Here is a 6830-nt window from a genome sequence, read left to right as displayed (position 1 = left end):
ATGAAATATAGTCTTTTCAGGAGTGTTGCATTCTTCTCTAATTTTATCTGCTTGTCTAACTCTTCAACGGTCATATGCCGTTCAATAAAGATCCCCTCAGGTCTAACCATGGAACAGTCTATATAACGAATTAGTCTAATAATTTGGGGTTTTAACTATATACTCTGGATGAACTCGAACTTTCGTGTAATTGCATTACCTTCTCCATAGATCAGAAGATGGACTCCTGTCAAATGATTGTTTAAGATAGCATCCATGAATGTGTTGAACGTATCCTGATTTTCAATAATGAGGATGTTCCGTTTATCACCATCGTTTCGATCATGGAACTTGTCTGTTGCAATATAGAAAAATGGTTCATATGTACGCTTGGCCTTAATATCATCTAGGGTTAGGCCACCGAGCTTTTTCATGATATCGGCCCCATCTATAGCGGCTTCACCTGGTGATGTAATAGCTTTCTCATCACCGAATATCAGATAGGCTCTTTCATTTGCAGTAAGTATTTCAGGATCATCTTGCCATAGGATATCATTTATCCTGTGTATGATGTCCTGTTGCTCATAATATTCTCCTGCATGTTTCACATAATAGCTCATATCGAGCCTGGGGTGAAGATGTGTCAGTATATTTGAGGGGAGGATCTCATTGTCGGATTCGAAATAAGCTGTATTGATATAGTACTTGTGTGGAAGTTTACCATATTGTGGAAGGAGAATTGCATTACCCAAAGGTTTCAAGATCTCGTTATCAATACACGATCTTACTGCTATAATGAATGACTCGTTGAGTGATGGATCCGAATATAAATTGATACCATTGTTCTTTAGATCAGAAATAATGGTCTTTGTTTCAATTGTTTTCTTCTTCTTATCCGCATGTTGTTTGATTATATTCCGAATCAGCACTTCCATGAATTAACCTCATTTTATCCTGCAGATGTTAATCGCTAATTAATGCACTACCATAAAGTCTAATTTGAATTTGGTTTTGTAAAAATACTATATATTAATTTATACGTTTTTGTTTATTATATCGAAAGCGAAGGATGTTAATTTTTAAGGAATATATGCCGACATTATAAAAACATAATGTAAAAATTAATATTTCAACTACAATACTAAAAAGGGGCTCATCAAAAATTTGATTATTAATTTTCGAGATACTGATTGCTTCTTCATTTAAGAAAAGAAGTCTAATTAACCCCTCTATCTGTAACAAAATGGATTTGTAAGCTACTAATTAGTGGGGTTTATGGTCAAGATCTTATGTGGTTCAGAAAAGATAACATCTATAGACTTGCCACGATTCAACATTAAATGCCTCTGGCTCTTTCGGATATGTCCGTGCTTAAAAATGTGCAGTTGAGTTATATCACTTGAATATTTAAAAATTCGAAAGATTTTGAGTACATAAACCACATGACAAAAGTCAGAGATTCATGCACCCAGTATTGACACATAAACCACGTAACAAATGTCCGAGATTTATGCGCAAATTTCGCCCATATGCCACAAATCAAACGATTTAGGTATAATGGGTCACATGACTACTCTCCAAGCATTACAGCGGGCAAATATGGTTATGCATATTAACACGGCAAGCTCGGGGAATTTAATCTTAAACTCGATTTTAAGAGGCATCACCCTGCAGAGTTTTTAGCGGTCATGTTGTTGAATGGGTGGAGCATTTATCTAATCGTCATTGATTTGTTAGATGGATAGCACCACAACTGTAGCACCTTATTTCCAGAATTAGCAGCACATATGACCTCTGACCAGCGTGCATTTATTATGTCCATTTGTAATATTGGTCTGCATTTATATATATAAGTTACTATAAAATTAAAACCAGTATCATACAATTATTTTCACATACATGTGATGCCAAGAATTGATGTTATGCATGCGATGCATGGATCGCTACGAAATCCACATTTTTACCGTATTTTCGTTACTTGCTCCTCAAGGAAGCAGGCGAGGTCTATACGAAACCTAACCCAAGTGAACATGGCAAAATTGAGCATATTTCTACGAGAAAAGATACACAAATTCTCAAACACAATCTAAATAATTATACAATGACGTGCAGGGGAGTATAGTTAATGTACAAACCATCTCCCGCCCTTCAAGTTAACTTTAACTTCTCAAATGCCCTAGATATGTTACCGATCCATCGTCACGCAGGAAACATTCATCAAATCCATGGAACTACATAGATGAATTTTGTCCTACATTTCCAAGCTAAGTGTATGAATTATTCGGCCGAATGTTTATCACTATACTTTGAAATGTCATAATATTACACCATAATGAGATTTCCAGGAAAACAGAGATAGAAATCTCGTGCAAAGTCGGGGAAAGAAAAACAACCGATTAAAGGATATATCCTACAATCACATGCCTGATGGATTTGATTCTTTAATCGGCGACACAATGTCGATTATACCAACTTTTTACGTAGATTTAATGGAGTTTACCAAGATTACTCCGTAAGCACACGAAGTGTGACAGCACTAAATATTCAAATTGGGAACACATCAATAAGCTTCTTGAATTCATTTTTCGCCTGTCCCACTTTGTTGAGGTAATGAGCACTTCCAACTGTCAAAGATGCCCTACCTTGGATAAAGTCAGCTATACTCTCCGTAACACCTTCCCTTATCATAACGTTAAGATGCCATTTGCGTATTGTCTTTGCAGAAACACGATCATGGCGTATCCCCTTCATGATAGTTTCATACCCCTTCAACTGAGAAATAGTTTTGAGTTTAGGTATAAATGAAACAGGGGAAAATACTTGGAATGTATTCTTCGTTCCTTCTGAAAAAGAAGCTGTAGGATAGTAAGCTACATCTCCATCTATGATGATATTTTTTTCATCAAAACTGTGGAGCATCTTGTGTATGTGCGTAAGCCTGCTTCCTGAGTATGCTAATAACTGATATATTGTTTTTAGATCTTCTGGACATGAATTATAAGCCTCTACTATCTCTTCATTAGTAACATATATTTCAACAACTCCCGATTTCCTAATTTTTATAAAGCGTCTCCATTTCTCAATACCATAACCAGCTATGCATTCTATTTCCGCATCTTCACAGTAGTTGAGCAAGTTACGTAATCCACGTGACTCTTTATCTTTCAATTTTATTTTCCTGATATCCATTGGTTTATTAATGGTGGTGCTTTCAAAGAATCTAGTCAAAGAACTTCTATATGTTTGTTTAGTTGAGGCAGTAATGTCTCTTACCTCCAACCAATCAACAAATTCCATCTTATGTTCTGTCCAAAATTCGTTAAGATTCATATGGTCATTTTGTTCGGAATGACAAACCCCAATCTCAAAATCGCTATCATTAGGCTTTACACGGCGAGGATCATGAGTTCGAATCTCATCGGGCCCACCACACTTCTATTCTTTTGGTTTTCGAGCTTCTCGAGATAGGAGCCACTGCTCATAATGACAATTTGCATTATTATATATGCAAATGTATATAATTATATATAGTTATCTCCAACTTTATTTTGATAGTTATGTATGGGCACGTAATATCATCTCATTTTTTATGGGAAATCCGATATGTCGTACTATTTTATATTATCGGAGACTGTGTTACAACTGTATTTGCACTGCCATATGGATATGAAGGAAATATTTTTTTAATGCAGACAATGTCTGAATATGGAATATTGGGATTATTCCTTTTGAAAATATTATTTCTTGCAATTCTTCTTTTTAATTATTGTGTGCTGGTAAATTTTAAAAACGAATTGTCACCGGTTCTATGGGATGGATTAAAGCGTTCTGTAGGTGTATTCGGAATCCTTTTAGTACTCAATAATCTATCGGTAATTTACTTCCAATGGGGCCTCTTTCAGTTCATAGGGCATGTTTTCCTGTGAAATGCATTATTGATCAAACCCTATGCAAATAAATATGCAGATCTCATCTTGAAAGCGACACCAAAACGGTATATTTTAAGGTGTAGGGAGCCTTTGAAGAAGACTAAAATAGATTGGAAATAATATTCAAACTGGCAATGAGGCCATGCTCATATAAAGTCCCCAGATTCCGTTGGCGATCATATCTACTGAAATTGCACCCAGGAACAGGCCGAATAATCTGGTAAGTACCAGCATCCCATTATATCCCATTTTTTTGTGTATTCTCCTGGAAAAGAGAAATGTTACCATGGCTACTGAATATGTTATTACTGCTGCGAGTACGATGAGCATTTTTTGCTGAATCACTTCAGCAGTTTCTGTAAGAATTATAGCTGTTGTTATGGTGGCAGGACCTGCCAGTATAGGCATTGCAATTGGGAAGATCCAGATATCATCACGTTCATAGGATGCATCTATCTCTTTATCGGTAATGCTTTGTCTTGAGATCTTGGCATGCATCATATCAAAAGCTACCATTAAAAGTAATAGTCCGCCGGCAACTTTTACTGAATCAAGACTTATCCCAAGAACATCTAGGATAATGGTTCCTGTGAAAATGAAAAATAAGGAAATAAAAAATGCCAATGTAACAGATTTTTTTGCAATTACGTTCTTTTCACTTAAGCTCAGGCCATTGGTTAACGTTATAAATGTAATTGCTCCGGTGATAGGGCTTACAATAACAAATAATGTGATAAAAGAATAAATGAAATAACCGACATAATCCATTCGCTAATAAAAGTACACCTTAGTTATAAAGAAGGCGTTTGAAACATCTTTTTTACAGAAGTGTAAACTGAGCAGGTGCTAAAGTCAATTATATTCTTTATTTTGGCCATACTTTGCTTGATACGAAATATTTGGAAGTAATTAATTCAGTCTTTGCTTCAGTAAAAGAGATAGAACTCCTGTGGCATATGATTATAAATATAATAATCACTCTATATGTGACTGGGAAATTCAATGGGTACACATAACAATCCACAAATCGTTGTTCGTGATATATTAATTATTTTAGTTTTAACCATAATTGTTGGTATCATCTCTACAACTTTTAATCTATTTGAAAAAATCTTTTTTAAACTAAATGTATATGAGCAGTATGGGATATATGGATTATCTTTAGCAGGTATATTTTTAATAGCTTCTCTCTTTGTTTTTTCCTATCTCCTTTATCTTGAGATAAAAAGTGCATCTTTCAAATTAGCTGAATCCAGTACTAATTTTCAGGATATTTTTGACAATTCCAATGGTTCAATAGTCATTTTTGAAGAGGATGGATCAATCGTAAATGCAAACATGACAACTTCATTAACAATGGGTTATAGCAAGGATGAGCTATTGAACATGTCTATTCATGATCTGTATGTTTCCCCTCTAAAAATAAAGGATCTCAATAATGGAAATGTTCAATCACATAACACGTCTTTCATATTGGATACAGAGGCAATTCACAAAGACGGTTCTAGGATCCCTGTGGAAATGAGTAGTAGGTCATTCATCTATGATGGTCATCCCTGTGTGATTATCGATGCCAGGGACATTACCGAACGTAAGAAGACTCAAATTGCGATAAATGCAAGGATACAAGCCGAAGAAGCTAACCAAATTAAATCAGATTTCATTGCAAATATGAGCCATGAGCTACGCACACCTCTTAATTCTATCATCGGCTTCTCACAGGTTCTAAATACTAATCCTTTTGGTAACCTGAATGAAAAAGAGATCAAATATTCAAAAAATATTTTGAACAGTGGGAAACACTTATTGGAACTGATGAATGAAATTCTTGATCTCGCTAAGATCGAAAATGGGAAAACTTATCTTGAATATGAAAAGATAAGCTTACCGATCTTCTTTTTGGAAGTAGAAGATATGATAAAACATCTGGCGTATAAAAAGAACATTCAAATTTGTAATCAAGCTCGTCATGAAAGTATTGAAATGTATGCTGATAAACTAAGGATGAGGCAAATATTGTATAATCTACTAAGCAACTCTTTGAAATTCACACCTGAAAATGGCAGTATATAGATCAACGCTATTGCTTATGATAATATGATGGAGATATCTGTATCTGATAGCGGGATCGGCATTCCCAAAAATAGGCATGATGAAATATTTGAGAGTTTCAAACAGGCTGATCCTTCAATTACAAAAAAATATGGAGGTACAGGCTTAGGATTGACCCTAGTTAAGCAATATGTTGAGATGCATGGCGGAAATATCTGGGTTGATAGTGAAGAAGGTGCAGGGAGTACTTTTACTTTCGCAATCCCTTCATATTCTGACTTTCAGTAATGTCTCTTTCGTATCAGGACAGACAATTATAAAATATTGCGGTCCAAATGCTCTATACTGCTAACCATATTAATTATTTATAAATGTGGTTTTTGGAGTCACCTATGGCTCTCGATCTGATATATGTGGTAGAAAAGTAGTATAAATGGCAGTGATCAGGGGCCGATATGCCGACCTCATCGGGCAATCATTGGGCGACCCTACCCCACTATATTCTCCCCATCTCAGGTCGACCTTAAGGATTTACAAATGCCAAATAAACTTTGAATATTTATGGGCTTTCACACCCAATGGCGTTCTACCTTCTGATTCACTGCCTCACCGTACTTTTCATGGTACGGTAATATAAAATATGTTTTAAAACTATTATAGTCAAACACCCAACATTTTGGACTTCTGTTTTTCACTAAGAAACTTTTCAATCCATCTCTTTGCAAAGCTAATTTTTGATGAGTACTCCATAAATTTCTCATGTATTAAATCCCGCATATGATCAATATCGATAATGAACTCTCGCGAGATAACTTTTTTGATACTTTTCCAAATGAATTCAATAGGATTTAAATCTGGAGAATATGGTGG

Annotated in this window: 6 protein-coding genes and 1 pseudogene; 3 read left to right on the top strand and 4 right to left on the bottom strand. The window is 35.2% G+C overall.

Features of this window, described 5'->3' with window-relative positions; genetic code table 11:
- Positions 1–155: 155 nt before the first annotated feature.
- Together KDK67_RS13115 and KDK67_RS13110 are read right to left on the bottom strand one after the other, a co-directional pair.
- The gene (locus KDK67_RS13115; protein ID WP_250869272.1) at positions 156–914 is read right to left on the bottom strand and encodes a hypothetical protein; all 759 of its coding nucleotides are present in this window, start codon (positions 912–914) and stop codon (positions 156–158) included.
- Between the two features lie 1609 nt (positions 915–2523).
- Entirely contained in the window at positions 2524–3276 is a 753-nt protein-coding gene (locus KDK67_RS13110) for an integrase (RefSeq protein WP_250869271.1), read from the bottom strand.
- Positions 3277–3536: 260 nt separating this feature from the next.
- Between KDK67_RS13110 and KDK67_RS14690 the strand changes: the two genes are divergently transcribed.
- Entirely contained in the window at positions 3537–3905 is a 369-nt protein-coding gene (locus KDK67_RS14690) for a DUF5658 family protein (RefSeq protein ID WP_476738631.1), read from the top strand.
- A gap of 126 nt (positions 3906–4031) precedes the next feature.
- On the opposite strand, the gene KDK67_RS13105 is transcribed toward KDK67_RS14690, so the two are convergent.
- On the bottom strand, positions 4032–4676 hold the full coding sequence (locus tag KDK67_RS13105) for a MarC family protein (RefSeq protein ID WP_250869270.1): 645 nt from the start codon (positions 4674–4676) through the stop codon (positions 4032–4034).
- 234 nt (positions 4677–4910) lie between these two features.
- On the opposite strand from KDK67_RS13105, the gene KDK67_RS13100 reads away from it, so the two are divergent.
- Together KDK67_RS13100 and KDK67_RS13095 are read left to right on the top strand one after the other, a co-directional pair.
- Complete coding sequence (locus tag KDK67_RS13100; protein WP_250869269.1) at positions 4911–5981, top strand: PAS domain-containing sensor histidine kinase; 1071 nt, start codon at positions 4911–4913, stop codon at positions 5979–5981.
- A gap of 24 nt (positions 5982–6005) precedes the next feature.
- Positions 6006–6248 carry an ATP-binding protein gene (locus KDK67_RS13095; protein ID WP_250869267.1) on the top strand — a complete coding sequence of 81 codons (243 nt, stop codon included), beginning with the start codon at positions 6006–6008 and terminating at the stop codon, positions 6246–6248.
- Between the two features lie 372 nt (positions 6249–6620).
- Here KDK67_RS13095 and KDK67_RS13090 read toward each other — a convergent pair.
- A pseudogene (locus tag KDK67_RS13090) lies at positions 6621–6830 on the bottom strand (IS630 family transposase); the annotation flags it as partial.

The sequence above is a fragment of the Methanococcoides seepicolus genome (assembly GCF_023684405.1).
Classification (GTDB): Archaea; Halobacteriota; Methanosarcinia; order Methanosarcinales; family Methanosarcinaceae; genus Methanococcoides; species Methanococcoides seepicolus.
This window is presented reverse-complemented; position numbering and strand designations above follow the sequence as displayed.